A 26,096-nucleotide genomic window follows, 5' to 3' on the forward strand; every position below is an offset into this window, starting at 1 on the left:
GCGAACGGGAACCGGCCCTCCTCCTACGGCAAGCGATCCAGTGCTGGCGTCAGCCGCGCAGGGCCTGGACCGCGGCCTCCAGCCGCTTGCCGAAGTCTCCGTCGGCCTGACGGAAGTTGTTGATCGCGCGCTCGGCGATGTCGACGCGCGAGACCTTGGAGATGAAGCCCGCCAGGTTCTGGACCAGGCGCTCCTTCTCGTCCTCCGCCATCAGCCGGTAGAGGGCGCCCGCCTGGACGAAGTCGTCGTCCTCGGCGTGGACGGGGGTGACCGTCTCCCCGGTGCTGCCCGTCACCGGCAGCGGCTGCCACAGCGGGCGGTCCGTCTGGACCGGTCCGCCGAAGCTGTTCGGCTCGTAGTTCTTGGCGCCCTTGTGGCGGCCGTCGTACAGGTAGCCGTCACGGCTGTTGGTGCGCGCCTCGGTGGCGTGCGGGCGGTTCACCGGCAGGTGGTCGGCGTTGATGCCGACGCGGTAGCGGTGGGCGTCGCCGTACGCGAAGAGGCGGCCCTGGAGCATCTTGTCGGGCGAGGGGCCGATGCCCGGCACGAAGTGGGCGGGCGAGAAGATCGACTGCTCGACCTCGGCGAAGATGTTCTCCGGGTTGCGGTTCAGCTCCAGCTTGCCGATCTCGATCGGCGGGTAGTCCGCGTGCGGCCACACCTTGGTGAGGTCGAACGGGTTGAAGCGGTACGTGGCCGCGTCCGCCGCCGGCATGATCTGCACCTGGACGGTCCAGGACGGGAACTCGCCGCGCTCGATGGCCTCACGCAGGTCGCGCTGGTGCGAGTCGGGGTCCTCACCGGCCAGCTTGTTGGCCTCGTCCTGGGTGAGGTTCTTGATGCCCTGGTCGGTCTTGAAGTGGTACTTGACCCAGAAGGCCTCGCCGGCCTCGTTGTTCCACTGGTACGTGTGCGAGCCGTAGCCGTTCATGTGGCGGTACGAGGCCGGGATGCCGCGGTCGCCGAACAGCCAGGTCACCTGGTGCGTCGACTCCGGGGACAGGCTCCAGAAGTCCCAGACGTTGTCCGCCTCGGTCGACCCGGTGTAGGGGTCGCGCTTCTGGGTGTGGATGAAGTCGGGGAACTTGATCGCGTCCCGGATGAAGAACACCGGGGTGTTGTTGCCGACGAGGTCGTAGTTGCCCTCCTCGGTGTAGAACTTCAGCGCGAACCCGCGGGGGTCGCGCACCGCGTCGGGCGCGCCGAGGTTGCCGGCGACCGTCGAGAACCGCAGGAAGACCTCGGTCTGCTTGCCGATCTCGGAGAGGAACTTGGCCCGCGTGTACGGGGTGACGTCGGCCGTCACGGTGAAGGTGCCGTACGCGCCGGCGCCCCGGGCGTGCACGACGCGCTCCGGGATGCGCTCGCGGTTGAAGTGCGCGAGCTTCTCCAGCAGGAGCTGGTCCTGGACCAGAACCGGACCGCCGACACCCGCCGTCTCGCTGTTCTGGTTGTCGGAGACCGGCGCGCCGGCCTCCGTGGTGAGGGGTCCCTGCGTCACAGTGCGCCTCCTGCGTCTCTGCGTGAAGTCCTGTCCCTTGGCCAAAGCCGTAGCCGATCCTACAATGGACTTTGTCTAAGTCAAGCGCGCTTCCAAACCCACACCCGTTCGGGACTGAGTTCCCCCGCCTGTTAGGCTGAATTTCATGAGTGACCTGTTGGAACGCCTGCGCGGCCGCGGCTGGCGGATGACCGCGCAGCGCCGCGTCGTGGCTGAGGTCCTCGATGGAGACCACGTCCACCTGACCGCCGACGAGGTCCACGCCCGTGCGGCGGAGCGGCTTCCGGAGATCTCCCGCGCGACCGTGTACAACACGCTCGGTGAGCTGGTCAGCCTGGGCGAGATCCTCGAGGTCTCGACGGACCGCCGCGCCAAGCGGTACGACCCGAACGCCCACCGCCCCCACCACCACCTGGTGTGCGCCCGCTGCGGCGCAATACGGGACGTCCACCCGATCGGCAACCCGCTGGCGGACCTCCCCGAGTCGGAGCGCTTCGGCTTCGCGGTCTCGGACGTGGAGGTCACGTACCGCGGGATCTGCCCCGGCTGCTCGGGCGCCTGACAGGACACCCCACGACGACGAGCCCCCGGTGCGCCGCCCTGGCACCCGGGGGCTCACCCGTACCCGCCTCGCGGCCCCGTCCGTCCGCGGCCCTTGAGCCGGCCCCGCGCAGCACGGCGGCACCCGGCCGGCCACCCGCCTGGCACGACGGCGCCTGAGGGAAGGCGGCCCGGCTCCGCAAGGCTGCTTCCGGCCATCCCTGCGACCGCCGCCGGGCATGACGCACCGAAGGCCCGGATCCTTGAGGATCCGGGCCTTCGGCTTTCAGTAGCGGGGACAGGATTTGAACCTGCGACCTCTGGGTTATGAGCCCAGCGAGCTACCGAGCTGCTCCACCCCGCGTCGGTGAACACCACCTTACGGGACCGAAGCGTGCGCGTGCAAATCGGCCCTACGCCGTGAGCTCCTGGTGCAGCGCCTCACTGAGCCGCGCCGCCCGCTCGGCGACCTCGGCCGGCCCCAGCTCGACGGCGCGGGCGCACCAGTGGCGGCCCTCCGCGAGTTCGCCGCGCCGGGCGGCCAGCAGGGCGAGGCGCAGCGCGGCGCGGCCGTGGCCGGCGCGGGCGGCGCGCGCCCACCAGAGGGCGGCCTCGCGCTCGTTGCCGTCCCTGGCGAGCAGCAGCCCGAGGTTGAAGGCGCCGTTGCGGCTGCCCGCCTCGGCGGCCTCGCGGTACCAGCGGGCGGCGCGGGCCACGTCGCCGCGGGCGGCCGCGAGCATGCCGACGCGCACCTGGGCGCGGCGGTGCCCCTGGACGGCGGCCCGCTCGTACCACTCCTCGCACTCGGTCGTCGGCGCCTGCGGCGGCCCAGGGCGGGCGGGCCCTGCACGGGCTGCCGGGCGTCGAGGACGGTGGCGAGCCGGAACGCCGCCTCGGCGCTGCCGCCGCCCGCGGCGGTGCGCAGGTGCCGCTCGGCCTCCTGCTCGTCGCCCTCGCGGAGCTTGGCGATGCCGACCTGCAGGGCCGCCTCGGTGTGGCCGGCGGCCGCGGCCCGCTCGTACCAGCGCAGGGCGGTACGGTCGTCGTCGCGCCCGGCGTGGAGGATGCCGAGGTTGAAGGCGGCGTCCACACTGCCGGCCTCGGCGGCCTTGGAGAACCAGGGCTCCGCGCCGTGGGTGTCGCCGGCCTGGAGGAGCAGGATGGCGAGGGCGTTGGCGGCCTCGCGGTGACCGGCGTAGGCAGCGCGGCGGTACCACTGCTCGGCCTTGGACGTCTGCCCCTGGGCGGCGAAGAGCAGCCCGAGGTTGTAGGCGCCGTTGACGTCCCCGGCGTCGGTGGCCTGGCGGTACCAGCGCTCGGCGGTCTGGTACTCGCCGCGGGCGGCGTGCAGGGCGCCGAGCGCGTTGGCGGCGTTCCCGTCGCCCTCCTGTGCGGCGCGCAGCCACCACACGGCGGCGCTCTCCTCGTCGCCCGCGTCGCGCAGCAGGAACCCGAGGGCGCAGGCCGCGCGGGGTTCGCCGTCCTTGGCGGACGTCAGGTACCAGCGGCCGGCCTCCTTGAGCTCGCCGCGCTTCTCCAGGATCGCCCCGAGGTGCAGGGCGGCGCGGCGGTGTCCGCGCGCGGCCGCGCGGCGGTACCACTGCTCGGCGCTGTCGGCCCCGTCGGCCGCGTGCTCGGCACCGCCGGCCGCGCCGCCGCCGGCCGCCGGGCCCGCCGGCCGGCCGGTGCGTGCTGCCGGGACGGCGGCGCGGGCCTGCGCCGGGGCACCCGATCCGGGGCCGTCGGGGTGGGCGCGGTCCGCGATGGGGCGGCCCGGCACCCTGCGGTCGGGCGACGGGCCGTCCGGGTCGAAGCGGTCGAGGGCGGGGCCGTCCAGGGCGCCGGCCCGCTCCAGGGGCTCCCGCCCGGCGGCCCTGCGCTCCTGCTCCCTGCGCTCCAGGGCGCGGGCCAGCCGGTAGGCGGCCTCCCGGTGGCCCTGTTCGGCGGCGACGCGCAGCCAGCGCTCGGCCCCGGTGTCCCCGGTGCTCCATGAGGTCGGCCAGGGCGTACGCTCCCAGGGCGTGCCCCTGCTCCGCGGACTGGCGCAGCCAGTACTCGGCGGCGGGTTCGTCGCCGCGCTCGCGGTGGTGGCGGCCCAGCGCGTGGGCGGCTGCGGCGGATCCGGCGACCGCGGCGACCCGCCACCAGCCGGCCGCCTCGTCGGGGTAGCCCCGCTGGTGGAGGAGGACGCCCAGGTTGTTGGCGGCGGCGCGGTCGCCGTCGGTGGTGGCGGCGCGGAGGTAGGGCTCGGCTCCGTCGAGGTCGCCCCGGCGCAGCAGCATGGCGCCGAGGACGCTCATCGCCGCGGTGTCCCCGCTGTCGGCCGCGCGGCGGTGCCGCGCCTCGGCCTCGACGGCGTCTGCGGCCTCCGTGCAGTCGAACGGGGCGTCGGTCTGGTCGATCGCGTCCGCGGCCCGCACCGTGTGCCGGTCAAAACGCCAGGTATCCAAGAGCGTTGCCCTGTCCCCCATATGTTCCATCGTCGCACCACCCGCAACCTGCGTACACCTTGGTATACCGCAGCCAGTGAGGTCACTTCGGCGTTTTGTCGACATGCCCACAGAGAGACAAGTCAAACACGAGGCCCGCCAAGTCCCCCCATCGACATGACCCTTGGGCGTCCGCACACATGACCAGGGCCCGGATCCTTGAGGATCCGGGCCCTGGCTTTCAGTAGCGGGGACAGGATTTGAACCTGCGACCTCTGGGTTATGAGCCCAGCGAGCTACCGAGCTGCTCCACCCCGCGACGTTGTGTTGTACACGCTATCACGGCGCGGGAGGAGCTTTCCCCCTGGTTCCGGCTAGCTGCCGTCACCGCCGTCCTGCTCGGCCGATCCGCCGGGCTGGTCCTGCTGGGCCGGCTGGTCGGGGGTCTCGCGCTGGGCGTCGGCCTCGGCGGCCCGCCTCAGCGCGTCGGCGAGGTCCTGCTGGGCCTTGCCGTACGCCGTCCAGTCGCCCTTCTGCAGGGCCGCCTCACCCGCCGCGTAGGCCTTCTGGGCGTCCGCGATGGCCTGCTGGAGGGCGGCGTCACCGGTGGCCGGCGGCTGCGTGGGCTCCGTCGGCTGGTCGCCCGGCGGCGGGGTCGTCGGCGTCTCGCCGTCCACCCCGAACACCGCGTTGAGCGCCTCGCCCAGCGAGTTCTCGAAGACGGTGGTCTCCTTGGCGCTCTCGCCCTCCTTGGGGTTGGCCTCGACGTACGAGACCGCCACCTTCTTCAGCAGCGGGTAGAGCGCGCTGCGGCCCTGGGCATAGACCGGCTCCACGTACAGGAACCCGCCGTCGAGCGGCACGGTGAGCAGGTTGCCGTACTGGATCTCCGAGTCGGCGCCCTTCAGGTCGCGGACGAAGGTGGCGACGTCCGGGAGGCTGTTGAGCTTGCTCTGCACCTGCGCCGGGCCCGGCACGTCCGACGTGACCCTCAGCAGCCTTATCTTCCCGTAATCCTCGCTGGTGGCGTCCGCGTCGACCGCCATGAACCCGCCGAGGTTCGGGCGGCCGTTGGGCGTGAACGTCGTCGTCAGCGAGAACCGCTGCTGCGTGTCCCCGGGCATCTTCATGCTCAGGTAGTACGGCGGGACGGCGTTGCCCTCCTTGTTCGTCGGGTCGGCCGGCACCTGCCAGGCGTCACTGCCGCTGTAGAACTGCGCCGGGTCCAGGACGTGGTAGCGGGTCAGCAGCTCGCGCTGGACCTTGAACATGTCCTGCGGGTACCGCAGGTGCTCCTTCAGCTCGCCCTTGATCTCCGCCTTCGGCAGGACCGTGCCGGGGAACGCCTTCATCCAGGTCTTGAGGACCGGGTCCTTGGTGTCCCACTGGTACAGCTTGACCGAGCCGTCGTACGCGTCGACGGTCGCCTTGACCGAGTTGCGGATGTAGTTGACCTGGTTCTGCTGCGCGACGACCGCCCGCGTCTGGTTGCCCGCCGTGAGCGAGTCGGTCGTGGTGTCGCCGAGGGTCGTGCGGGAGGCGTACGGGTAGCCGTTCGTCGTCGTGTAGGCGTCGACGATCCACTGGATGCGCCCGTCCACGACGGCAGGGTAGGCGTCGCCGTCGATGGTCAGCCACGGGGCGACCGCCTCGACACGCTCCTTGGGGGTGCGGTTGTACAGGATCCGCGACCCCTCGCCGATGGCCCCCGAGTACAGGATCTGCGGCTCGCTGAAGGCGACGGCGTACGCGGCGCGGTTGAAGGCGTTGCCGAGGCTGACGCCGCTCTTGCCCTCGAAGCTCGTCGTCTTCTCGCCGTTCGCCTCGTAGTCGAGCTCCTTCTGCGGGCCGCCCACGATCGAGTACTGCTCGGTCTTCTCGCCGTAGTAGATCCGCTGCTGGTACGTCCCGAGCTCACCGGTGGTGGGCAGGCCCTTCTCGGTGAAGACGGGGGCGCCCGTGCGGTCCACCGCGGTGCCCGCGGCCATGATCGCGCCGTAGCCGTGGGTGTAGGTGAAGTGGTCGTTGATCCAGTTCCGCTTCGGGATGCCCCGGATGTTCAGCTCACGCAGACCGACGACGGTGTCCTTGCCGTCGTACCGGTCGACGTCCAGCGTCATCGGGAACTGGTAGTACTTGCGCTTCTGCTCCAGCTGCTGGAACGTCGGCGAGACGATGTTCGGGTCCAGCAGGCGGTAGCTGGCGGCCTCGTCGGCGTCCTTGCGGATCTGCTCGTTCGACTTGCCGGTCTGCTCGCCGGAGTAGTTCTCGGGCTTCGTGTCGTCGATGGCGTACGCCTTGCGGGTCGCCTCGATGTTCTTGGCGATGTACGGCGCTTCCTTGGCCTGCTCGTTCGGGTCGACCTGGAACTTCTGCACGATGGCCGGATAGAGGCCGCCGATCAGGATCGCCGACAGGACCATCAGGCCGAAGCCGATGACGGGCAGCTGCCAGGTGCGGCGCCACAGCGTCGCGAAGAACAGCAGGGCGCAGATGACCGCGATGCAGAACAGGATGGTCTTCGCCGGCAGGTAGGCGTTGGCGTCCACAAACCGCAGGCCGGTCCAGTTGCCCGCCGCCTTGAAGTCGCTGGACTTCACGGCGAGCCCGTACCGGTCGAGCCAGTACGCGACCGCCTTCAGCGAGACGAAGACGCCGAGCAGCACGGACAGGTGCCCGGTGGCCGCCGCGGTGGCGCGGGCACCGGGGCTGGTCACGCGCAGCCCGCCGTACAGGTAGTGCGTGAGGGCGGCGGCGATCAGGGACAGCACGGCGGCCGCGAAGCCGAAGCCGAGCAGGAACCGGTACCAGGGCAGGTCGAAGGCGTAGAACGCCACGTCCATCCGGAACTGCGGGTCCTTCTCGCCGAAGGGCACGCCGTTGACCCACATCAGCCACGTGCGCCACTGCCCGGAGGCGGAGGCGCCCGCGATGAGCCCGACGAGCGCGGCGACCCCGAGGAGCACCCACTTCTTGTACGGGGCCACGCCCATGCGGTAGCGGTCCAGGCTCTGCTGCTCCAGCGACATGGCGCTCAGCGGGGGCCGCATGCGGTGGGCCAGCCAGATGTTGAACCCGACGGCCAGGGCCATCAGCAGACCGAAGACGGCGAACATGCCGATCTTGGTCCACAGCGTGGTGGTGAACACGGACGAGTACTGCACGGACCGGTACCAGAGCCAGTCCGTCCAGAACCCGGAGAACATCACGAAGAGCATGGCCAGGACGGCCACCACTCCCAGTGTCATGAGCAGGGTCCGGGCCCGCCGCGACGGCCGGCCGACTCTGATCCGTGGCCCGGTCGGGCCTCCGCCGCGGTCCGGCATCTGGAAAGCCAACGTGCGCCCCTCGAAGTTCGCGGTCGATGTGTTGCCTGCGGGCCCAGCGATCGTAGGGCCCACTGATGCAACTTACTGAAGCTTTACCTAGTTCCCGTCCCCGGGTCGAGAGGAGGCAGGATATTGACCATGTCCAACGTTTCCCCCTCCGGCCCCCCGATGGCCGCAAGCCCCCTCACCCGCGCCGTACTGGAGATCGACGAGTACGCGTCGGGCCTCGGCTGGGACCAGCCCGCGCGGCTGTTCGCCCTGGTCGACACCGCGCTGATGCGCGCGCAGGAGCCGGAGCTGGCCGCCCAGCTCGGGCTCGACGGCGACGAGGCCGCGGCCCCCCTCACCCCGATCGAGCAGGACGAGCTGCCGGCGGGCGCCCCGCTCGACGAGTTCCTCGCCACCATCGCCTGGCCCGACGCGGTGGTCGGCTGCGCCCTGACCGTGGAGCGGCTGATGCTGCCGCCGTCCGCGGAGGGCTCCGTGCCGGACGCCCTGGACGAGGCGGCCCTGGCCCGCTGGGTCGCCGAGCACCCGGAGCGGCGCGAGGTCCGCATGACGGTGGCGGTGCTGCGCGACGGCGCCCGGGAGTCGGCCCTGCGCCTGCGGGAGAAGGACTCCCCGACGGAGGTCCTCACCGGTACGGACCTGGTCCCGAACCTCGCGGACGCGCTGGCCGCCACCTTCGAGGGCTGACGTGACGGGTCGGCGTGACGGGTCGGCGTGACGGGTCGGCGTGACGGGTCGGCCCGCCCGTCGCGGAGCCTGCCCTGCCGTCGGGCGGCACCCGCCCCGGCGGGTCCGGCGGCTCCGCTGCCGGCTCGCCCGTCGCGGACCGCCCGGCCGCGGTACGCCCCGGCGTGCGCCGGCGGCGTGCCCGCGGGGGCGAGCGCCGCGGGCCCGCGCGGGGACGTGCGCGGTCAGCCTGCCGAGCAGGTCGGCAGGGAGGACGTGTCGCCGCGGCTGACCTTCTCCAGGGACGCCACGGCGTCCTTGATCGTGTCGACCTTGATCAGGGTCAGGCCCTCCGGGGGGTCGGAGGCCGCGGCGGCGCAGTTGGCGGCCGGGGTGAGGAAGTAGGACGCTCCGGCGTCGCGCGCCCCGACGAGCTTCATCTCGATGCCGCCGATCGGGCCGACCTTGCCGGCGTCGTCGATGGTGCCGGTGCCCGCGACGAACGCGCCGCCGGTCAGCTCCCCGGGGGAGAGCTTGTCGACGATGCCCAGGGCGAACATGAGCCCTGCGCTCGGCCCGCCGACGTCTTCCAGCCGGATGTCGATCTCGAACGGGAACGTGTGGTCCGTGCCCGCCTGGATGCCGACGACGGCGCGGTCGCCGTCGTCCGCCCGCCTGGTGGTGATGGTGACCTTCCGTGTGGCGGTCGGCTCCCGGCCTGCCTTCTCCGCGGCGGCCGCCTCCTCGGCGGGGACGACGGTGAAGTCCACGGGCTGACCGGGCTGCCGCTTGGTGACGACGGCCGCCACGTCCTGCGGCGCCTTGACGGGGGTGCCGTCGACCGCCCTGATCACGTCGCCGGCGTGGAGCTTGCCCTGGGCAGGGCTGTCCTTGACGACGGAGGCGACGATCACCCGGGACGTCACCGGGATGCCGAGCTGCCGCAGGGCGGCGACGCGGGCGCTCTTCTGCGACTGCGAGAACTCCTCGGCGTTCTCCTGGGTGGACTCCTCCTCCGTCGTGCCCTCCGGGTAGAGGGTGTCGTGGGGGACGACGACGCTGTCGTCGGAGAGCCACCCGGTGAGGGCCTCGACCAGGCCCATCCGGTACTCCGCGCCGGTGACGCGGACCGTCGTCATGTTGAGGTGCCCTGAGGTCCGGTAGGTGTTGCGGCCGGAGATCTTGATGACGGGCTGGCCGCCGGACGTGCCGAGCGTGTTGACGGTCGGCCCCGGGCTCATCTCCGCGTAGGGAACCGGGATGAACAGCCCCGCGCAGATCAGCGCGATCAGGACGAGAGCGGAAGCGAGCATCGTCGCGGTGCGGCGTGGCATGGAACGACAGTACGGGACGGGCCCTCCCGTGCACTGCCTGGGCGGCCCGTCCGATGCGATCAGACGATGATCCCTCCGGCGGCGGAGGCGGTGCGCGCGGCGCGGCTCAGGCGGGGCCGCTGCCGGAGTGGGTCTTGTCCATCGCCTCACGGAACCTCGCGTAGCCCGTCAGTTCCGCGATGTCCCCAGTGGTGCGGTCCCGGGAGGCCCAGCCTCCCCATATCGCCGCACCGACGGCAGCGAACAGCGGGATCAGCAACCAGGCGAGCACTGCCATCGCGACCTCCCATCCCCAAGATCGAAAGCGACTGGCCGATCAGAAGATTAACCGTCCGCATTCTCAACGCTCGTGGCAGGGACGAAGTTTCGCAAATCGGCGCGGCAGCAGAACACGGGACCACCACGGGGCGGCCGCGCCTCGCCCGGGGCCCGGACGCCGCCGCACAGGCGGGCTCCGTGGGGGCGCCCTCGGTGCCGGGAGCCCTCAGCAGCAGCCCATGGGGCCCGCCGCGGCACCTCCTCCTCGCCGGGGCACCCGGCAGGCAGGGCCTCGGAGGGGGGCGGCCTCAGCAGGCCCCCACCCACTCCTCGGCGCCGTCCGAGAAGCGCTGGTGCTTCCAGATCGGCACCTCGTGCTTCAGGTCGTCGATCAGCCTGCGGCACGCCTGGAAGGCCTCGGCGCGGTGCGGGCACGACACCGCCACGACGACGGCGAGGTCCCCGACGGCGAGGTCCCCCACGCGGTGCACGGCGGCCAGGGCCCGCACCGGGAAGTCGGCGGCGACCTTCTCGGCGACCCGGCGCAGCTCCGCCTCGGCGGTGGGGTGGCTGGAGTAGCCGAGGGAGTCCACGTCGGCGCCACCGTCGTGGTTGCGCACGGTGCCGACGAAGAGCGCGGTCCCGCCGGCGGCGTCGTCGCCGACGGCGCGGAAGACCTCGTCGAGGGAGAGCGGGGTGTCGCGGATCGCCAGCAGCCGGATCGGGTCGGTGGCCGCGCGCTCGCCGGGGTGGTCGTTCGTGGAAGCCATGGCCCCATCGTGCCGTACGGGCCCGCCTCCGCGGTATTGCTTGTTCGCCCCGCGGACGTACGCGCGCGTTGGAGCCTCGTACAGCGCCCCGGTGTACAGCGCCCCGGTGCTCACCCCCGTCGCGGGGGCGGCGCCAGGGGCCTGGCGCCGCTCACAGGCCGCGGCGGCGGCGGGCGCGGCGTACGAGGGCGGCCGTGCCGAGCAGGGCGACTGTGGCTCCCGCGGCGCCGGCGGCGGTGGCGTCCTTGCGGCCGAGGCGGCGGCCCGCGACGGTGTGCCGGCCCTTGACCTCGTCGAGGAGGGCGGCGAGCACCTCCTCGTTGGTCCACTGGGGGCGCCACCCGGCGTCGTGGAGGCGGCCGACGCTCACGACCCACGGGTGCATGGTGTAGGCGAGGTCGCCGGCCGGCGACGGGGTGAGGCCGATCCGGTGCAGGCGGGTCGCGGCGCCGAGCGCCACCGCGGAGGGCAGCTCCATGCGCCGGATGCCGCTGAGCTCCTCGACCTCCTCCTGCTCCAGCCAGCCGTCGCAGCCGACGGCGAACTCCCCGTCGACCTTCTCCAGGGCCGCGTACTCCAGGGCGCTGGCCAGGTCCTCGACGTGGCAGAACTGCCAGGCGGGCCGGGACCCGGCGACCACGAGGAGCCGCGGGGACTCGAAGTAGCGCGTCAGCGCCGTGTCGGTGCCGCCGACGAGGACGGCGGGGCGGACCACGGTGATGTGCAGCCCCGGGTGGGCGCGGGGCGCGCGGCGGGCCAGCCGCTCGATCTCCATCAGGTCGCCGACGCCGGTGGCCTCGGCGGTGGCGCGCAGCTCGGCGTCCTCGGAGAGCGGGATGTCGTTGTCGGGCAGGGCGCCGTAGACCATGGCGGACGTGCACAGCACGGCCCGGCGCACGCCCGCGGCCGCGGCGGCCGTGAGGACGGTCTGGGTGCCGCGGACGTTGTAGGCGGTGCGGGCGGCGGCGTCGGACTCCAGGTCGAGGTCGAGCGCGAGGTGGACCACGACGTCGGCGCCCCGCAGCTTGTCGGCGATGGCCGGGTCGCGGACGTCGAGGATGTGCCACTGCGCCTCGGCCACCTCGCCGCGGCGCTCGTCGATCGCGATGACCTGCTTGATCTCCTCGGACGCGACGAGGCGCCGGGTCAGCAGGGCGCCGACCCCGGAGGCGGCGCCCGTGACCGCCACGACGGGACCTCGTGCGGCGGGCGGGGTTGAGTGGTTTCGCGCTGCGCGAACCTGCGGATCTGGGGAACTCACCAGGCGTCTCCAGCGGTTGTCTTCAGTACGTACGCGCGACAACGCGTGCGTACCAGGTGGCGTCCATCCTGCCGCAGGCGCTGCGTCAGTGGAGCACCGAGCCCCAGACCGGCCCGGATGTCTACGCTGGGTGTGATGTCGGGCCACCGCCGTCGGCACAAGGCCGGCGGCCCTACCAGCCGAGGAACCCCGTGAGCGACACCCCATTCGGATTCGGCCTTCCGCCGGAGGAGCCGGACGACGGCGACGAAGGCAAGAAGAAGCCCCAGGGTGGTGCGGACCCGTTCGGGTTCGGCGGGCTGCCCGGAGGCGGTCAGGGCGGCGACAACCCGTTCGCCGCGATGTTCGGCAACTTCAACCCGGCGGATCTGGGTGCCGCCTTCCAGCAGCTCGGCCAGATGCTGAGCTACGAGGGCGGTCCCGTGAACTGGGACATGGCCCAGCAGATCGCCCGCCAGACCGTCGCTCAGGGCACCTCCGACGGCACCAAGGACGCCAGTGTGGGCCCGGCCGAGCGGACGGCCGTGGAGGAGGCGGTGCGCCTGGCGGACCTGTGGCTGGACGGGGCGACGTCGCTGCCGTCGGGCGCGGGCACGGCCGTGGCGTGGAGCCGCGCGGAGTGGGTCGAGGCGACCCTCCCTGCGTGGCGGCAGCTGGTCGACCCGGTGGCCGAGCGGGTCGGCACCGCCATGGGGGATGTGCTGCCGCAGGAGATGCAGGCCATGGCGGGGCCGCTGATCGGCATGATGCGCTCCATGGGCGGTGCCATGTTCGGCCAGCAGATCGGGCACGCCGTGGGCGCCCTGGCCGGCGAGGTGGTCGGCTCGACGGACGTCGGGCTGCCGCTGGGCCCGCCCGGGAAGGCGGCGCTGCTGCCGCTGAACGTGGCGGCCTTCGGCCGCGACCTGAGCGTGCCGCAGGACGAGGTGCGGCTGTACCTGGCCCTGCGGGAGGCCGCCCACCAGCGGCTCTTCGCCCATGTGCCGTGGCTGCGCTCGCACCTGTTCGGCGCGGTCGAGGGGTACGCGCGGGGCATCAAGGTCGACACGTCCCGGCTGGAGGACGCGGTCTCCCAGCTCGACCCGAGCAACCCGGAGCAGCTGCAGGAGGCGCTTCAGCAGGGCATGTTCCAGCCGGAGGACACGCCCGAGCAGAAGGCGGCGCTGGCCCGGCTGGAGACGGCCCTGGCGCTGGTGGAGGGCTGGGTGGACGCGGTCGTGCACGCGGCCGCGGGGTCCCGTCTGACCTCGGCGGACGCGCTGCGCGAGACGCTGCGGCGGCGCCGCGCGTCGGGCGGGCCTGCGGAGCAGACCTTCGCGACGCTGATCGGCCTGGAGCTGCGGCCCCGGCGGCTGCGGGACGCTTCCCGGCTGTGGGCGCTGCTCGGCGACGCGCGGGGCGTCGACGGGCGCGACGCGCTGTGGGAGCACCCCGACATGCTGCCGACGGCCTCGGACCTGGACGATCCGGACGGTTTCGTGCACCGGGAGCACCTGGACTTCTCCGAGCTGGACAAGATGCTGGGCGAGGCCGCGGGCGGCACCTCCCGGGAGCGCCACGACGGGGACGACGGGGACGGCAAGGGCGACGAGGACCGCAAGGGCGGTCCCGCCGAGTGAGCCTGCACGAGGACGCCGTCCTGGTACTGAAGGCGTACGAGGACGGCCAGGACGAGCTGCGCAGGACGTACCTGGACCATCTCGCGGCGCACGGGCCGGACGCGATGTGGAAGTCCTGCACGGCCGGCCATCTGACGGCGAGCGCGCTGGTGGTCGACCCGGAGCGGGGCCGGGTGCTGCTGACCCTGCACCGGAAGCTGCGGATGTGGCTGCAGATGGGCGGGCACTGCGAGCCGGGGGACGCCGTGCTCGCGCAGGCGGCCCTGCGGGAGGCCACGGAGGAGTCGGGCATCGCCGGGCTGTCGCTGCTGCCGGGCGGGCCCGTCCGGCTGGACCGGCACGCGACGCCGTGCGCGTGGCACCTGGACGTGCAGTACGCCGCGCTGGCGCCGGCGGGCGCGGTGGAGGCCATCAGCGACGAGTCGCTGGACCTGCGGTGGTTCCCGTACGACGAGGTGGCGGGCGTCGCGGACGACTCGGTCGTACGGCTCATGGAGCGCACCCTGGCCCGGCTGTAGCGGGACGCGCAGGGGGGGCGGCCCACCGCGGTGGGCCGCCCCCCTGGCGCTCGGGCCGGTGTCAGCTCCAGGCGTTGCCCTGGTTGCGGCCGTGCGCGCCCTGCTGGCCGACGCCGAACTGGGCGCCGACCCCGGACCCGATCTGCGCGTGCTGCGGCGGCATGACCTCGCTGGGCTGCACGAGGGCGAAGCCCTGGCCGAGGAAGCTGAGCTCCCAGCCCTCGCCGGTGCTGCCGCGCCTGCGCAGGACCCCGGCGGAGTGCGTCTGGGCCTGCATCTGGACGCGCAGCGACGAGGACCAGGCGACGATCGCGTCGGCGTCGGCGCTGACGTACTTGTCCGGGGTCACCTGCATCATCAGGGGCCGGCCCGACGTCATCAGGGCGACCTTGCCGCGGCCGGAGATGTTCAGCTGGTACTTGCCGGAGCCGGAGATGCCGTACTGGCTGTCCACGGCGATGACCTCGGTGTGCAGGGCCGAGTCGAGCGCCAGCACGTACGCGCTGTCGACGGTCAGTCCGTCCTGGTCCACGTCGACGACGTGGACGTACTGGGCGAGGTTGGCGAAGTAGACCGTGCCCTGCCCGGAGCAGCGCATCAGGTCGAGTCCCTCCCCGGTGCGGGCGCGCGCGGTGCGCTGGCTGCCGGTCTGGTACTCGCCGTCGAAGTCGACCAGCCCCTGGTAGGCGACCATGGCGCCCTTGCGGGCGAGCACGTCGTCGTGCCCCGTGAGCGCGACCCGCAGCAGCTGCGGGTTCTGCACGGTGTACCGGTCCTGGCTCTGCTGCTCCGTGTACGCGAAAAGCGGGCTCTGCATGGGTGTTCTCGCTCCCCCTGGTCTCAGTTCCGGACCCGCATGCGGTCCGTACTGTCCTCGCTCGGCTGGACGACGACGATGCCCTGGCCGGAGAAGGCCATCTGGTAGGCCTCGCCGCTGCCCCTCCCGATCAGGGAGCCGGCCTTGAAACTGCGCTTGCCCTTCACCTTCAGCGACGGCGACCAGGCGACGAGCGCGTCCGGGTCCACGTACGTCTCGTCCTCGCCGCGCCCGCAGTCGACGACGATCGGTGTGCCGCGCGAGGTGAGCGCGACCCAGCCGGTGCCGGAGATCTGCACGTTCCACAGGCCCTGACCCGCGAACTTGGCCATGCCCTTGACCCGTTCGACACCCCACTGGAGGTGCGCGTCGAACGCGAGGACGTTCGTGCCGTTGAGGGACAGGGCGTCGTTGTCCAGGTTCACGACGACGACGTCGGCGCCGTAGTCGGCGAGGTAGAGCAGCCCGTCGCCGGAGCACTTCATCAGGGGCGCGCCCTCACCGGTGACCCAGGAGGAGGCGATCTGCCGGACCGCAGGCGGGTTCGGCTCGTACTGGATGAAGCCCTCGTACGCGACGACGGAGCCGGTGCGGGCGAACAGGTCCTGCCCGGTGGCCATGGCGACCTTCAGCATGGCGTTGCCGTGGTTCTCCATACGGGCCGCGGCAGGGGTCGGGGCGTAGCCCGCGAGTTGCTGGTTCATGTGTCGGGTCCCCCTCAGACCTCGTACGGCTGGACGACGATGAAGTTCCCGGGCGCCCCGCGGAACTGCAGGTTCACGGTCTCCCCGCTGTGGCCGGGGAAAGCGTTCCTGCGCAGCCTGACCTGGCTGGACAGCACCACCTGGGAGGCCGCGGACCAGGCCACGACGGCGTTGCTGTCGGCGAAGGTGGTGGGGGTGACCGGCAGGACGACGGGCACGCCGTGCGTCTTCACGACGACGGTGCCGGTGCCCTGGAACAGCATCGTGAAGAGGGCGCCGCCGGGTATGCCGTGGCCCTCGATGCGGCGCACCTCGTGGTGCAGCGACTCGTCGAAGGCGAGGACGTTCTCGGCGGACACGCAGATGCCGTCGCCCTGCAGCTCGATGGGGTGCAGGTGGGTGCCTTCCTCGGCGAGGAAGACCTGGCCGCGGCCGGAGCAGCGCATCAGCTGCATCTCCTGACCGGTGGCGTTGCCGACGATCCGCCCGGCGAATCCGGCGCCCTTGTAGCCGAACTCGACCTTGCCCTGGTACATGACCATGCTGCCCTGGCGGGCCAGGACGGGTGTCTGCCCGATGGCGAGGTCCACGCGCACCAGCTGCGGGTTCTGCGGTGTCCAGCGCTGGCCGGTGGGTGCCTCCCGGTACTTCTGCAGCGCGGCGGCGAGGCCGGGCCCCTGCGCGGCGACCGGGGCGCCGGGCACGGCGTGCGGCGGGGCGCCGACCGCGGGCTGCCCGTAGGGGGCGGGCCGGCCGTACGGCCCGGGCGGGACGGGTGCGGCGGGAGCCGCGGGGGCTGCCCGTACGGGGCGGCCTGGCCGTGCGGGACGGGTGCGACGGGGGCGGTGTGTGGCCGTGGGCGGCCGGATGGCCGTACGGGGCGGGCCCCCGTGGGGCGGCGTGTGGCCGTACGGGGCAGGGGCGCCGTGCGGCGGGGTCTGGCCGGGCAGGTGGCCGTGCGGCGCGGGCTGCGGAGGCCCGTACGGCGACGGGGCGGCCGGCGGGGCGGGCGGGGTCGGCGCGGGGGCCTGCGGCGCCAGCGGGGCCACCATGGTGGGCGCGGTGTGCACGGGCTGCTGCGGCGGCACGGCCGGGGCGGGCGCGGGGGCGGGCGCGGGCGGTGCGGGGGCCTGCGGGGCGCCGAACGCCGGCGCGGGTGCGGGTGCGGGTGCGGGTGCCGGCTGGGCCGGGCCGGGCGGCGGGGCGAACCCGGGGGCCGCACCCTGCGGCGCCTGCTGCGGCTGCGGCTGCGGGTCCTCGTCGAGGACCTCGCCGCCGAAGTTGCGGAGCAGCGCTTCGAGGCCGCCGTCGAAGCCCTGGCCGACGGCGGCGAAGCGCCATCCGTCCTTCCGGTAGAAGTCGCCGAGCATCACGGCCCGCTCGGTGCTAAACTCCGCGCCGCTGAACGCGTAGCGGGCGACCTCCTCGCCGCCGGCGACGATCCGCAGGTAGCCCGGCCCGACCTGGGACATCTGACCGGCGCCGTCGATCGTGGCGGTGAAGGCCAGCTTGTGGATGCCCTCCGGCACCCGGTCGAGGGTGACGCGGAAGGACTCGGTGTCACCGGCCTGCGCGCCGAGCAGCTGGATGGACTCCTCGGGCGACTTCGGCTGGTTGAAGAAGACGAAGTAGCGGTCGTCCGAGAGCCGCTCGTCGGCGTCGAGACCGAAGCAGCTGATGTCGAAGGTCAGCCCCGGAGCCGCGATCTGCACGCCGACGTACAGATCGGTGCCGGCGGTCAGATCACTGATCCGGGCCTTGTGGCCCCGTTGGAATTCCCTGGCCATGCGTAACGACCGTCCCCCATCCCGGATGGTGTGTGCGTCGCGCCAGGCTAACGGCTGGGTACGACGGCGACCACGCCCCGGGGCGCCGCGGGCGTCGACTGGTACGGAGTCGGTACAGGGCGGCTTCCGCTCACTCGGCGGGCGGACCAGGACGGCTTCCGCTCACTCGGCGGGCGGACCAGGGCGGCTCCCGCTCACTCGGCGGGCGGAACAGGACGGCTTCCGCTCACTCGGCGGGCGGACCGGGCGGGTGGGGCAGCCGGGCGGCGGCGACCACTCCCTCCAGGTAGCCGCGGGCGCGCTCGGTGCGCGGGTAGGACTCCAGCAGCCGCCAGAAGCGCGGCCCGTGGCCGGGGACGAGCAGGTGGGCGAGCTCGTGGAGGAGCACGTAGTCGACCACGTACTCGGGCATGCCCTGAAGGCGGTGGGACAGCCGGATGCTGCCCTCGGCGGGGGTGCACGACCCCCATCGGGTGTTCTGGTTGGTCACCCAGCGCACGGACGCCGGGCGGGCGCGCCCGTCGAGGTACTGGTCCGAGAGGCGCGCGGCCCGTTCGGCGAGCTCCGAGTCGCCGAGGAGGCGCCTGCGTTCCTGAGCCGCGAGCCTGTCGAGCATCACGGTGACCCAGCGTCGCTCCTCGGCCTCCGACATGCGGGCCGGGATGAGCACGACGGTGCGGTCGCCCTCGCGGTAGGCGGACACGGTCCTGCGGCGCCGGGTGCTCCTGCGTACTTCCACGGCGGACGTGCCGCGTCCGGCGGGCGGAGCGCTGGTCGGTCGGTGCGGGGGCTGGGCGGACACGCCCCGACGGTACCCGCTGGGTGCGGGGAAGTCCCCCACCTCCCGGGCCCGCGCACGCCCCGTCCACAACCGCGCACCATTCGTATGACCGGTGGGCGGCCCTGTGGACGGCGCTCGGCGCGGACTCGGTCTCCTCCGCCATGCTGCGGATGTCAGCGGAGGGCGGTCGGAGACGGAACGGGGTGACCGGAGCATGCATCCGATGGTGAAGCCGGCGCTGCGGCAGGCGTGGCGGGACCTGCAGTACGTGCAGTGCGGGGTGGCGCCCGCGCACGCGGTGGTGGTGGGCCCGGTGGACACGACGACGGGCAGCCTCCTGGGCCTGCTCGACGGGACGCGAGGGATCGGGCTGCTGCGGGAGGAGGCGCGCGCCCTCGGTGTGCCGGACGAACGGCTGGACGGCCTCCTCGCCCGGTTGGCGGCCGCGGGGCTGCTCGACGACACGGCGGCCGGGGATCCGGCGGTGGAGCCGGTGCGGCGGCGGCAGGGGGCCCTCGACCGCCTGCGGGCGGACCTGGCGTCGCTGTCGGTGGTGCACAGGGAGCCGGGCGGGGCGATACGGCGGCTCGCGGCGCGGGCCGGGATGCGGGTGCAGGTGCGGGGCGCGGGCCGGGTGGGGGCGGCCGCCGCGGCGCTGCTGTCGGCGGCTGGCGTGGGCCGGGTGGAGGTGCGGGACGGCGGGTGCGTGGAGCCGTGGGACGTGGCGCCGGGCGGACTGCCCGCCGAGTCGGTGGGTGAGCGCCGTGACGTGTCGGCGCGCGGGCTGGTGTGCCGCGCGGCCCCCGGTGCCGGGGGCGCTCGTCCGCCGGGCCGCGTCGCACGGGGCAGGCAGGGGGCGGGCGGAGCCGGCGCTGTCGCTGGTGCTGGTGGCGCCGCGGGACGGCCTGGAGGCGTACGCCCCGGATCCGGTGACGGCGGACCAGTGGGTGGAGACGGGGACACCGCACCTGTTCGCCGGGGTGCTGGAGGCGACTGGCGTGGTGGGGCCGCTGGTCCTCCCCGGCGGCACGGCGTGCGCCCGCTGCGTGGACCTGCACCGCACGGACCGTGATCCGGCGTGGCCGCGGCTGACGGCGCAGTGGCGGTCCGGTCGGCGGCGGCCCGGGCCGGCCGGGGATGTGGCGCTGGCGTCCGCTGTGGCGGGGCTGGCGGCGGCGCACGCCCTGGCCTTCCTCGACGGGGAGGCGCCCGCGAGCGCCGGGGCGCGGTGGGAGGTGGCGTCGCCGCTGCTGGCATGGCGGTCGGAGCAGGTGGCGCCGCACTCCGACTGCCGGTGTGGAGCGGCCGTCGGCGCCGGAGAGGAGCAGGCCACAATGGCGGGGTAACGGCCGTCCGTGGCGCCATCGGGACGAACACGGCTCGGCTTCCAGGGATTTGGAGGGGCGCATGTCGGATCTTCCGCGGAAGGCGGTCACCCGGACCGCCAAGTTGGCAGCGTTGCCCTTGGGGTTCGCCGGTAGGGCCACCTGGGGGCTGGGCAAGCGGATCGGAGGCAAGTCCGCCGAGATCGTGGCGCGGGAACTGCAGCAGCGGACCGCCGAGCAGCTGTTCAAGGTGCTCGGCGAGCTCAAGGGCGGGGCGATGAAGCTGGGCCAGGCGCTGTCCGTTTTCGAGTCCGCCCTGCCCGAGGAGGTCGCAGGACCGTACCGGGCGGCCCTGACGAAGCTCCAGGAAGCTGCGCCGCCGATGCCGACGAGCACCGTGCACGCGGTCCTGGAGGAGCGGCTCGGAGCGGACTGGCGGGAGCTGCTCCCGGAGTTCGACGACAAGCCGGCGGCCGCCGCGTCGATAGGCCAGGTGCACCGGGCGGTGTGGCACGACGGACGCGATGTCGCGGTGAAGGTGCAGTACCCGGGGGCGGGCGAGGCTCTCCTCTCCGACCTGGCGCAGCTCGGCCGCTTCGCCCGCCTGCTGGGACCGCTGGTGCCGGGCATGGACATCAAACCGCTGATCACCGAGTTGCGGGACCGGGTGGCGGAGGAGCTGGACTACGGGCTGGAGGCGCGGTCCCAGCAGTTGCACGCCGCCGAGTTCGCCGACGACCCGCACGTGGTCGTGCCGGACGTGGTGCACCAGTCGGAGCAGGTCCTGGTGACGGAGTGGATCGACGGGACACCTCTCTCGGAGATCATCGCGGAGGGCACGGCCGAGCAGCGGGACCGGGCGGGCCAGTTGCTGGCACGGTTCCTGTTCTCCGGCCCCGCCCGGACGGGGCTGCTCCACGCCGACCCGCACCCGGGCAACTTCCGGCTCCTGCCCGGCGAAGGCGACGGCGACCTCCGCCTGGGCGTTCTGGACTTCGGTACGGTCGACCGGCTGCCGGGCGGCCTGCCGGAGACCATCGGCACCTGCCTGCGGACGGCGCTGGCAGGCGAGGCGGACACCGTGTACGCGCTGCTGCGCGACGAGGGGTTCGTGAGGGAGTCGATCGACCTCGATCCCGACGAGGTGCTCGACTACCTGCTGCCCATCATCGAGCCCGCGGGGGCGGAGGAGTTCACGTTCACGCGGGACTGGCTGCGCACCCAGGCGGCCAGGATCGCCGACCCCCGCTCCCCCGCGCACCAGCTGGGCAAGCGCCTGAACCTGCCGCCTTCCTACCTGCTGATCCACCGGGTGACCCTCAGCACGATAGGCGTCCTGTGCCAGCTGAACGCCACGGTGCGCCTGAGAGACGAACTGGAGACCTGGTTGCCGGGCTTCGCCGGGGACGGGCAGCCCGCGGCCGCCCCGACGGGAGGCGCCTCCTGACGGCTCGGGCAGGGGCACCGCGAGGACGAGGGCCCGGCCCCCGCGGGGCGGGCTCCCGGGCCGGGTGTTCCGTGGGGTGCCCGGCTGCTTCCGTGAGCCCCGCGGGCCCGCGGCAGCCCCCTCCTGGGGTCACCACCAGGAGGAGTCGAGGCGGCTCTCGATGGCTCTGAGGTGGGTGCGGGCGCAGGTCTCGCAGAAGTAGAGCCTGGTGCCGTTCTCGACGGAGCACGTCCAGGTGAGGGGGACGCCTTCGGCGGTCCGGCCGCAGCGGGTGCAGGTGACGGTGTTCGGGCGGGGCGGCGGGGGTTCGGGGGTCTGGTCGTTCACCACGAGACGATAACTCCCGGTGTGGCCCGTTCCGGGTACAACGCACCGCGGGGGCCGGTCCGTTCGGACGGCCCCCGCGGTGGCTGGTGCGGTGCTTACTGCATGACGGCCATGGCCAGGGCGCGGCGGGCGCGCAGGGAGGCGCGCTCGGCGCGGCGCTGCATCCGCCGGGCGGCGATCAGGCGTGAGCCCGGGCGTCGCTGCTCGGCTTCGCGCAGGCGCTCGTGCATATGGGCACGGGCCAGGGCTTCTGGGATGAGTTGCATTTCTCGGGTCCTGTTCTGGCGCGCGGCGTGGGCGCCGAGGGTGGTGACGTCAGGGGTCGCGGAGCCCATGGGCTCGCGGGTGGAAGAGGTCATCGGGGCCTGCTTCTGGGGGTCGTGCGTGAGGGGGCGATCGATCGTTCCGGTGGTGTTCATGCCGTGACCGGGTTCTTGCGCGGGCGGCCGCGGGGCCGCTTGCGGGCGACGACGACGCCCTGGACGAACAGCTCACCGCCCCAGACGCCCCACGGCTCGCGCCGCTCCTTGGCACCCGCGAGGCAGGCGGCCATCAGGGGGCAGGTGCGGCAGAGGGACTTGGCGTACTCCACGTCGGCCGGCGACTCGGCGAAGAAGACCTCCGGGTCGTAGGAACGGCAGGGTACGGGTACGCCGAGGTTCTCGATGGCGTCGTCGAGCGCGGTGAGCGCGGTGAGGGCGGTCACGTCGTGGTCCTTCGGGAGGCCGAGCGGGGGGATCGTTTCGGAGGGCGGTACGGACGGGGCGTGCGCTTCGAGTTGCACGGTGGTGTTTTCCTCGTCTGGTCGGTCCGGCCGGTCGGCCGGTGGGCTGGTACCGGGTACTGCTTGGTCCCGAGGCGCCTTCTCTGCGTTCGCCCCGTGCGGGGAAAACAGAAGGGCCGCGGATCCCGGGTGGGGTTCCGCGGCCCTGAAGGCGCCGGCCTGATGCTGGATCAGGCTGGATCACTCCAGGGTTCGAGCCCGCGGAAGGCCCACATCGTGTGGTGCTGCTGCGTCTGCTTCTGGTTGCCGGCACCGGTCGCCGCGATGACATAGGCCGGGGCCTCTGCCACTGCTACTCCTGCTTCCAGTGCCTTGGTCGGTCGCTCATCGGCCAGGAGACCCTCGGCGACGGGGAACTCAGGCAGGAGGAACGACGGACGGACGGCCCGGCAGCCGGACAGACCGGTGGCGGTGAACGCGGAGCGGGTACGGCCGGACAGGCCGGACATGCCGAGCGAGCAGGCGGAGGCGACCGAGCGATCGGTCATTTTGGCGGTGCTGACGAAGCTGATGGTGCTGGTGTTGATGCTGATCACTGGGCTCGCCTCCTCTCGGCGTCTCGGGGGGATCGGGCAGAGCCGTTCCCACGGGTATTCGGATAAGTACAGCACGACGACAGCGCTTCAGAGAAGTCGCCGTTCGCGTGGTTAAGAACCTATGGGGCTCCCTGGGGCGGGCGCAAACTATTTTTCCGACGAGTTCGTCTCAGTCTTCGCCGTCCCCGTCAGGGAGTTGCCGACCTGCGCAGATGGCGAGGACATCGGTCCCGAAACGGTTCAGCTTGCGGATGCCCACCCCGGGGATGGCGGCGAGCTCCGCGTCGGTGGAGGGGACCGCTTCCGCGATGGCCATGAGGGTCTTCTCCGTGAAGACGCAGTAGTCGGGCTGGCCGAGCTGCCGGGCCTGCCCGGACCGCCAGTCGAGGAGTCGGCCGTAGAGGGCCTCGTCCATGTCGGAGGGGCAGTCCTCGCAGCGCATCAGCTTCATCTCGCCGGCGGCGGTGAGCGTGGTCCCGCAGACCCGGCAGCGCACGGGACCGCGGTTGCGGCGGGACCGGGCGGCGCCGGGTGCGGCGGTTCCCGCGCTGCCCGCGGCGGCCGGGGTGCGGCCGGCGACGGGGGTGGTGCCGGGCCGCAGGCCGGTGAGGAAGCGGGAGGGTTCGCGGTGGGCGCGGCCGCCCGGCGTGCGGGACAGCGACCACGACAGGGACAGGTGGCGCCGGGCGCGTGTCACGCCGACATACAGCAGCCGGCGCTCCTCCTCGACCTGCTCGTCCGTCCTGGCGTAGGTGATGGGCAGCATGCCGTCGGTGAGGCCGACCAGGAAGACGGCGTCCCATTCGAGGCCCTTCGCCGCGTGCAGGGAGGCGAGGGTGACGCCCTGCACGGTGGGGGCGTGCTGGGCGGCGGCGCGTTCGTCGAGTTCGGCGACGAGGTCGGCGAGGGTGGCGTCCGGGCGGGCGCGGGCGAGGTCCTCGGCGAGCCGAACGAGAGCGGCGAGGGACTCCCACCGGTCGCGGGCGGCGCCGGAGCCGGCGGGGGGCGTGGAGCTCCAGCCCTTGGCGGAGAGGACGGCGCGCACCTGGGAGGGCAGGTCGACCACGTCGTCGAGGAGGCGGTCGTTGGCGCCGAAGCGGGCGGCACCGCGCAGGGCGGCGCCGGCTTCCCGTACTTCCTGACGCTCGAAGAAGCGCTCCGCACCGCGCAACTGGTAGGGGACGCCCGCGTCGGCGAGGGCCTGCTCGTAGATCTCGGACTGGGCGTTGATGCGGTAGAGGACGGCGATCTCAGCGGCGGGGGTGCCGGAGGCGATGAGGTCGCGGATGCGGCGGGCCGTTCCCTCCGCCTCGGCGGGTTCGTCGCCGTACGCGGTGTAGGCCGGTTCGGGGCCCGGTTCGCGCTGGGAGACCAGCTCCAGCCGGTGGTCGGCGGCGCGGCCGCGGGCCTGTCCGAGGATGCCGTTGGCGAGGTGGACGACCTGCGGGGTGGAACGGTAGTCGCGGACCAGTTTGACCACGGTGGCGTGGGGGTGCCGGACGCGGAAGTCGAGCAGGTGGTCGGGGGTGGCACCGGTGAAGGAGTAGATCGTCTGGCTGGCGTCCCCGACGACGCAGAGGGTGTCGCGGTCGCCTAGCCACAGCTCCAGCAGGCGCTGCTGCAGGGGGGAGACGTCCTGGTACTCGTCCACGACGAAGTGCTGGTACTGGCGGCGGACCTGCTCCGCGATGTCGTGGCGGTCCTGGAGGATGCCGACCATGAGCAGGAGGACGTCTTCGAAGTCGAGGACATCGCGCTCCCGCTTGACCTCCTCGTACATGGCATAGATCTGGCTGATCTCGGCGGGGTCGCGAGGGGCTTCGCGCAGGGCTTTGGCAAGAGCCGCCGGGTAGTCGGTGGGGACGGTCTGGGTCACCTTGGCCCATTCGATCTCGGCGGTGACGTCGCGCAGCTCGGTGCGGTCGAGGCGGAGGCGGCAGCGGAGGGCCGCGTCGGCGACGAGCTGGGCCTTGCGGTCGAGGAGGCGGGGCAGGTCGCCGCCGACGGCTTTCGGCCAGAAGTACTGGAGCTGGCGCAGGGCGGCGGAGTGGAAGGTGCGGGCCTGCACTCCGGCGGCGCCGAGCTGCCGGAGCCGCCCGCGCATCTCGCCCGCGGCGCGGTTGGTGAAGGTGACGGCGAGCACGCTGGACGGCTGGAGGATGCCGGCGCGCACGCCGTAGGCGATGCGGTGGGTGATGGCGCGGGTCTTGCCCGTCCCGGCGCCCGCGAGGACGCACACCGGTCCGTGCAGGGCGGTCGCGACCTCGCGCTGCTCGGGGTCGAGCCCGTCGAGCACGGCGTCGGCGTCCTGGGGCACCTGCGGGAAGAGGGTGGTGTGCGTTGCTGCTGTCACCCTGCCATGCTGCCAGGTCGCCGGAGGCCGCAGAGTCCGCTGTCCACAGGGGTGCGGTATTCGTCATATGAGACGTGCGGCGGCCGCTGGGCGGAGGGCGGTGAAGCCTGGCCTTTCGCCGGCGGGGGCGGTGGGCGCGGTCACGGTACACGGGCGGCGGGGGCCGGGGGCGCGGTAGACGCGGGCGCGGGCGGCCATACGAGCGGCGTGCTGCGAGCAGCGAGCAGCGAGCAGCGAGCAGCGAGCAGCGAGCGAGGGTCCGGTTGGGCGGTGTGCGGGCCTCACTGGTGCGGCCTGGGCGGTGTCCTGTGTGCGCCGTGCAGTGGTAGGTGTGGTGCGCGGTGTACCTGTGCCGTGCGGGGCGCTCGTGCGGTGTGCGGGCGGCCTGCGGCGCGCGGGCGGTGTGCTGCGTGCGGACGGTGTGCTGCGCGCGGGCGGTGTGCTGCGTGCGGGCGGTGTGCTGCATGGGGCGTGAGAGGCACGCGGCGCGCGGGGCCATCGGAATCCTCGATACCTGCCGCGGGAATGGGGCGCAGGTGCGCGAGCGTTCCCCGTATGCGATCAAGCGAACCGAGCGATTCCCGGCCATTCCCCGGCCCGGGCGCTCGCCCTGACCCGGAGGAGCGGTAGACACATGCAGGGAACCGTGACGATGTACAGCACGACGTGGTGCGGCTACTGCCGGCGGCTGAAGAGCCAGATGGACCGACAGGGCATCGCGTACACGGAGATCAACATCGAGCAGGACCCTGAGTCCGCTGCCTTCGTGGAGAAGGTCAACCGCGGCAACCAGACGGTGCCGACCGTGCTCGTGAAGCCGCACAGCGGCAATGACGACGTGGTCATGACCAACCCGAGCCTGGCGCAGGTGCAGCAGGCACTGGTCAGCTGACCCCGGTCGGCCCGCGCGTGCCGGACACGCGGAAAAGCCCCCTGACGACCATGCCGCGCAGCATGGCCGCCGGGGGGCTTTCGCGTGGCGCCGCGACGCCTTGTGCCGT

At 73.0% G+C, this 26,096-nt stretch carries 21 protein-coding genes, 2 tRNA genes and 2 pseudogenes; 7 read left to right on the forward strand and 18 right to left on the reverse strand.

From position 1 onward, the window contains the following. Positions 1–49 precede the first annotated feature (49 nt). On the reverse strand, positions 50–1,501 hold the full coding sequence (locus L6E17_RS07930; RefSeq protein ID WP_236240045.1) for a catalase: 1,452 nt from the start codon (positions 1,499–1,501) through the stop codon (positions 50–52). A 145-nt stretch (positions 1,502–1,646) separates the two neighbouring features. On the opposite strand from L6E17_RS07930, the gene L6E17_RS07935 reads away from it, so the two are divergent. Next, positions 1,647–2,063, forward strand: coding sequence for a Fur family transcriptional regulator (locus tag L6E17_RS07935; RefSeq protein ID WP_236240046.1), 417 nt, complete (start codon positions 1,647–1,649; stop codon positions 2,061–2,063). 268 nt (positions 2,064–2,331) lie between these two features. On the opposite strand, the gene L6E17_RS07940 is transcribed toward L6E17_RS07935, so the two are convergent. The 4 genes and pseudogenes from L6E17_RS07940 to L6E17_RS07960 form a co-directional block, all read right to left on the reverse strand. Next, positions 2,332–2,405 (reverse strand) — tRNA-Met (locus tag L6E17_RS07940). A 49-nt stretch (positions 2,406–2,454) separates the two neighbouring features. Further along, positions 2,455–4,521: pseudogene (locus L6E17_RS30895) on the reverse strand (tetratricopeptide repeat protein). A gap of 194 nt (positions 4,522–4,715) precedes the next feature. Further along, positions 4,716–4,789, reverse strand: a tRNA-Met gene (locus L6E17_RS07955). Positions 4,790–4,844: 55 nt separating this feature from the next. After that, positions 4,845–7,796 (reverse strand): UPF0182 family protein, encoded by a 2,952-nt coding sequence (locus tag L6E17_RS07960; protein ID WP_236240401.1) that lies wholly within the window; start codon positions 7,794–7,796, stop codon positions 4,845–4,847. A gap of 141 nt (positions 7,797–7,937) precedes the next feature. On the opposite strand from L6E17_RS07960, the gene L6E17_RS07965 reads away from it, so the two are divergent. Next, complete coding sequence (locus tag L6E17_RS07965) at positions 7,938–8,495, forward strand: PPA1309 family protein (protein ID WP_236240047.1); 558 nt, start codon at positions 7,938–7,940, stop codon at positions 8,493–8,495. Positions 8,496–8,719: 224 nt separating this feature from the next. Here L6E17_RS07965 and L6E17_RS07970 read toward each other — a convergent pair whose 3' ends face one another. From L6E17_RS07970 to L6E17_RS07985, 4 genes are all read right to left on the reverse strand, one after another. Further along, a complete protein-coding gene (locus L6E17_RS07970; RefSeq protein ID WP_236240048.1) occupies positions 8,720–9,808 on the reverse strand; it encodes a PDZ domain-containing protein in 1,089 nt (362 codons plus the stop codon). Between the two features lie 106 nt (positions 9,809–9,914). Next, on the reverse strand, positions 9,915–10,085 hold the full coding sequence (locus L6E17_RS07975; RefSeq protein WP_236240049.1) for a hypothetical protein: 171 nt from the start codon (positions 10,083–10,085) through the stop codon (positions 9,915–9,917). Positions 10,086–10,374: 289 nt separating this feature from the next. Beyond that, complete coding sequence (locus L6E17_RS07980) at positions 10,375–10,836, reverse strand: molybdenum cofactor biosynthesis protein MoaE (RefSeq protein ID WP_236240050.1); 462 nt, start codon at positions 10,834–10,836, stop codon at positions 10,375–10,377. 151 nt (positions 10,837–10,987) lie between these two features. After that, positions 10,988–12,097, reverse strand: coding sequence for an SDR family oxidoreductase (locus L6E17_RS07985; protein ID WP_236240051.1), 1,110 nt, complete (start codon positions 12,095–12,097; stop codon positions 10,988–10,990). Positions 12,098–12,288: 191 nt separating this feature from the next. On the opposite strand from L6E17_RS07985, the gene L6E17_RS07990 reads away from it, so the two are divergent. Both L6E17_RS07990 and L6E17_RS07995 read left to right on the forward strand, forming a co-directional pair. Then, positions 12,289–13,716, forward strand: coding sequence for a zinc-dependent metalloprotease (locus L6E17_RS07990; RefSeq protein ID WP_236240052.1), 1,428 nt, complete (start codon positions 12,289–12,291; stop codon positions 13,714–13,716). Further along, positions 13,713–14,234, forward strand: coding sequence for an NUDIX hydrolase (locus L6E17_RS07995; RefSeq protein WP_236240053.1), 522 nt, complete (start codon positions 13,713–13,715; stop codon positions 14,232–14,234). The genes L6E17_RS07990 and L6E17_RS07995 overlap by 4 nt, the downstream gene beginning before the upstream one ends. A gap of 61 nt (positions 14,235–14,295) precedes the next feature. On the opposite strand, the gene L6E17_RS08000 is transcribed toward L6E17_RS07995, so the two are convergent. From L6E17_RS08000 to L6E17_RS08015, 4 genes are all read right to left on the reverse strand, one after another. Next, entirely contained in the window at positions 14,296–15,051 is a 756-nt protein-coding gene (locus L6E17_RS08000) for an AIM24 family protein (RefSeq protein ID WP_236240054.1), read from the reverse strand. 23 nt (positions 15,052–15,074) lie between these two features. Continuing rightward, positions 15,075–15,755 (reverse strand): AIM24 family protein, encoded by a 681-nt coding sequence (locus tag L6E17_RS08005; RefSeq protein WP_236240055.1) that lies wholly within the window; start codon positions 15,753–15,755, stop codon positions 15,075–15,077. Positions 15,756–15,769: 14 nt separating this feature from the next. Next, positions 15,770–17,542 carry a TerD family protein gene (locus L6E17_RS08010; RefSeq protein ID WP_236240056.1) on the reverse strand — a complete coding sequence of 591 codons (1,773 nt, stop codon included), beginning with the start codon at positions 17,540–17,542 and terminating at the stop codon, positions 15,770–15,772. 226 nt (positions 17,543–17,768) lie between these two features. Then, entirely contained in the window at positions 17,769–18,344 is a 576-nt protein-coding gene (locus L6E17_RS08015; protein WP_236240057.1) for a M48 family metallopeptidase, read from the reverse strand. 193 nt (positions 18,345–18,537) lie between these two features. Here L6E17_RS08015 and L6E17_RS08020 point away from each other — a divergent pair. Together L6E17_RS08020 and L6E17_RS08025 are read left to right on the forward strand one after the other, a co-directional pair. Then, positions 18,538–19,669: pseudogene (locus L6E17_RS08020) on the forward strand (ThiF family adenylyltransferase). Positions 19,670–19,730: 61 nt separating this feature from the next. Continuing rightward, the gene (locus tag L6E17_RS08025; RefSeq protein ID WP_236240058.1) at positions 19,731–21,095 is read left to right on the forward strand and encodes an AarF/ABC1/UbiB kinase family protein; all 1,365 of its coding nucleotides are present in this window, start codon (positions 19,731–19,733) and stop codon (positions 21,093–21,095) included. Between the two features lie 129 nt (positions 21,096–21,224). On the opposite strand, the gene L6E17_RS08030 is transcribed toward L6E17_RS08025, so the two are convergent. The 5 genes from L6E17_RS08030 to L6E17_RS08050 form a co-directional block, all read right to left on the reverse strand. Beyond that, positions 21,225–21,422 carry a hypothetical protein gene (locus L6E17_RS08030; RefSeq protein ID WP_236240059.1) on the reverse strand — a complete coding sequence of 66 codons (198 nt, stop codon included), beginning with the start codon at positions 21,420–21,422 and terminating at the stop codon, positions 21,225–21,227. A gap of 95 nt (positions 21,423–21,517) precedes the next feature. Next, the gene (locus L6E17_RS08035; RefSeq protein WP_236240060.1) at positions 21,518–21,841 is read right to left on the reverse strand and encodes a hypothetical protein; all 324 of its coding nucleotides are present in this window, start codon (positions 21,839–21,841) and stop codon (positions 21,518–21,520) included. Then, positions 21,838–22,206, reverse strand: coding sequence for a WhiB family transcriptional regulator (locus tag L6E17_RS08040; protein WP_236240061.1), 369 nt, complete (start codon positions 22,204–22,206; stop codon positions 21,838–21,840). Before L6E17_RS08040 ends, L6E17_RS08035 begins: the two co-directional genes overlap by 4 nt. 170 nt (positions 22,207–22,376) lie before the next feature. Continuing rightward, the gene (locus L6E17_RS08045) at positions 22,377–22,742 is read right to left on the reverse strand and encodes a hypothetical protein (RefSeq protein ID WP_236240062.1); all 366 of its coding nucleotides are present in this window, start codon (positions 22,740–22,742) and stop codon (positions 22,377–22,379) included. Between the two features lie 169 nt (positions 22,743–22,911). Next, positions 22,912–25,095, reverse strand: a complete 2,184-nt coding sequence (locus L6E17_RS08050) for an ATP-dependent DNA helicase UvrD2 (protein WP_308315843.1) — start codon at positions 25,093–25,095, stop codon at positions 22,912–22,914. A 634-nt stretch (positions 25,096–25,729) separates the two neighbouring features. Here L6E17_RS08050 and L6E17_RS08055 point away from each other — a divergent pair. Continuing rightward, complete coding sequence (locus tag L6E17_RS08055; protein ID WP_236240063.1) at positions 25,730–25,987, forward strand: mycoredoxin; 258 nt, start codon at positions 25,730–25,732, stop codon at positions 25,985–25,987. The last annotated feature ends 109 nt before the right edge of the window (positions 25,988–26,096 follow it).

The sequence above is a fragment of the Streptomyces sp. CC228A genome (assembly GCF_021390935.1).
In the GTDB taxonomy this organism is placed as follows: domain Bacteria; phylum Actinomycetota; class Actinomycetes; order Streptomycetales; family Streptomycetaceae; genus Streptomyces.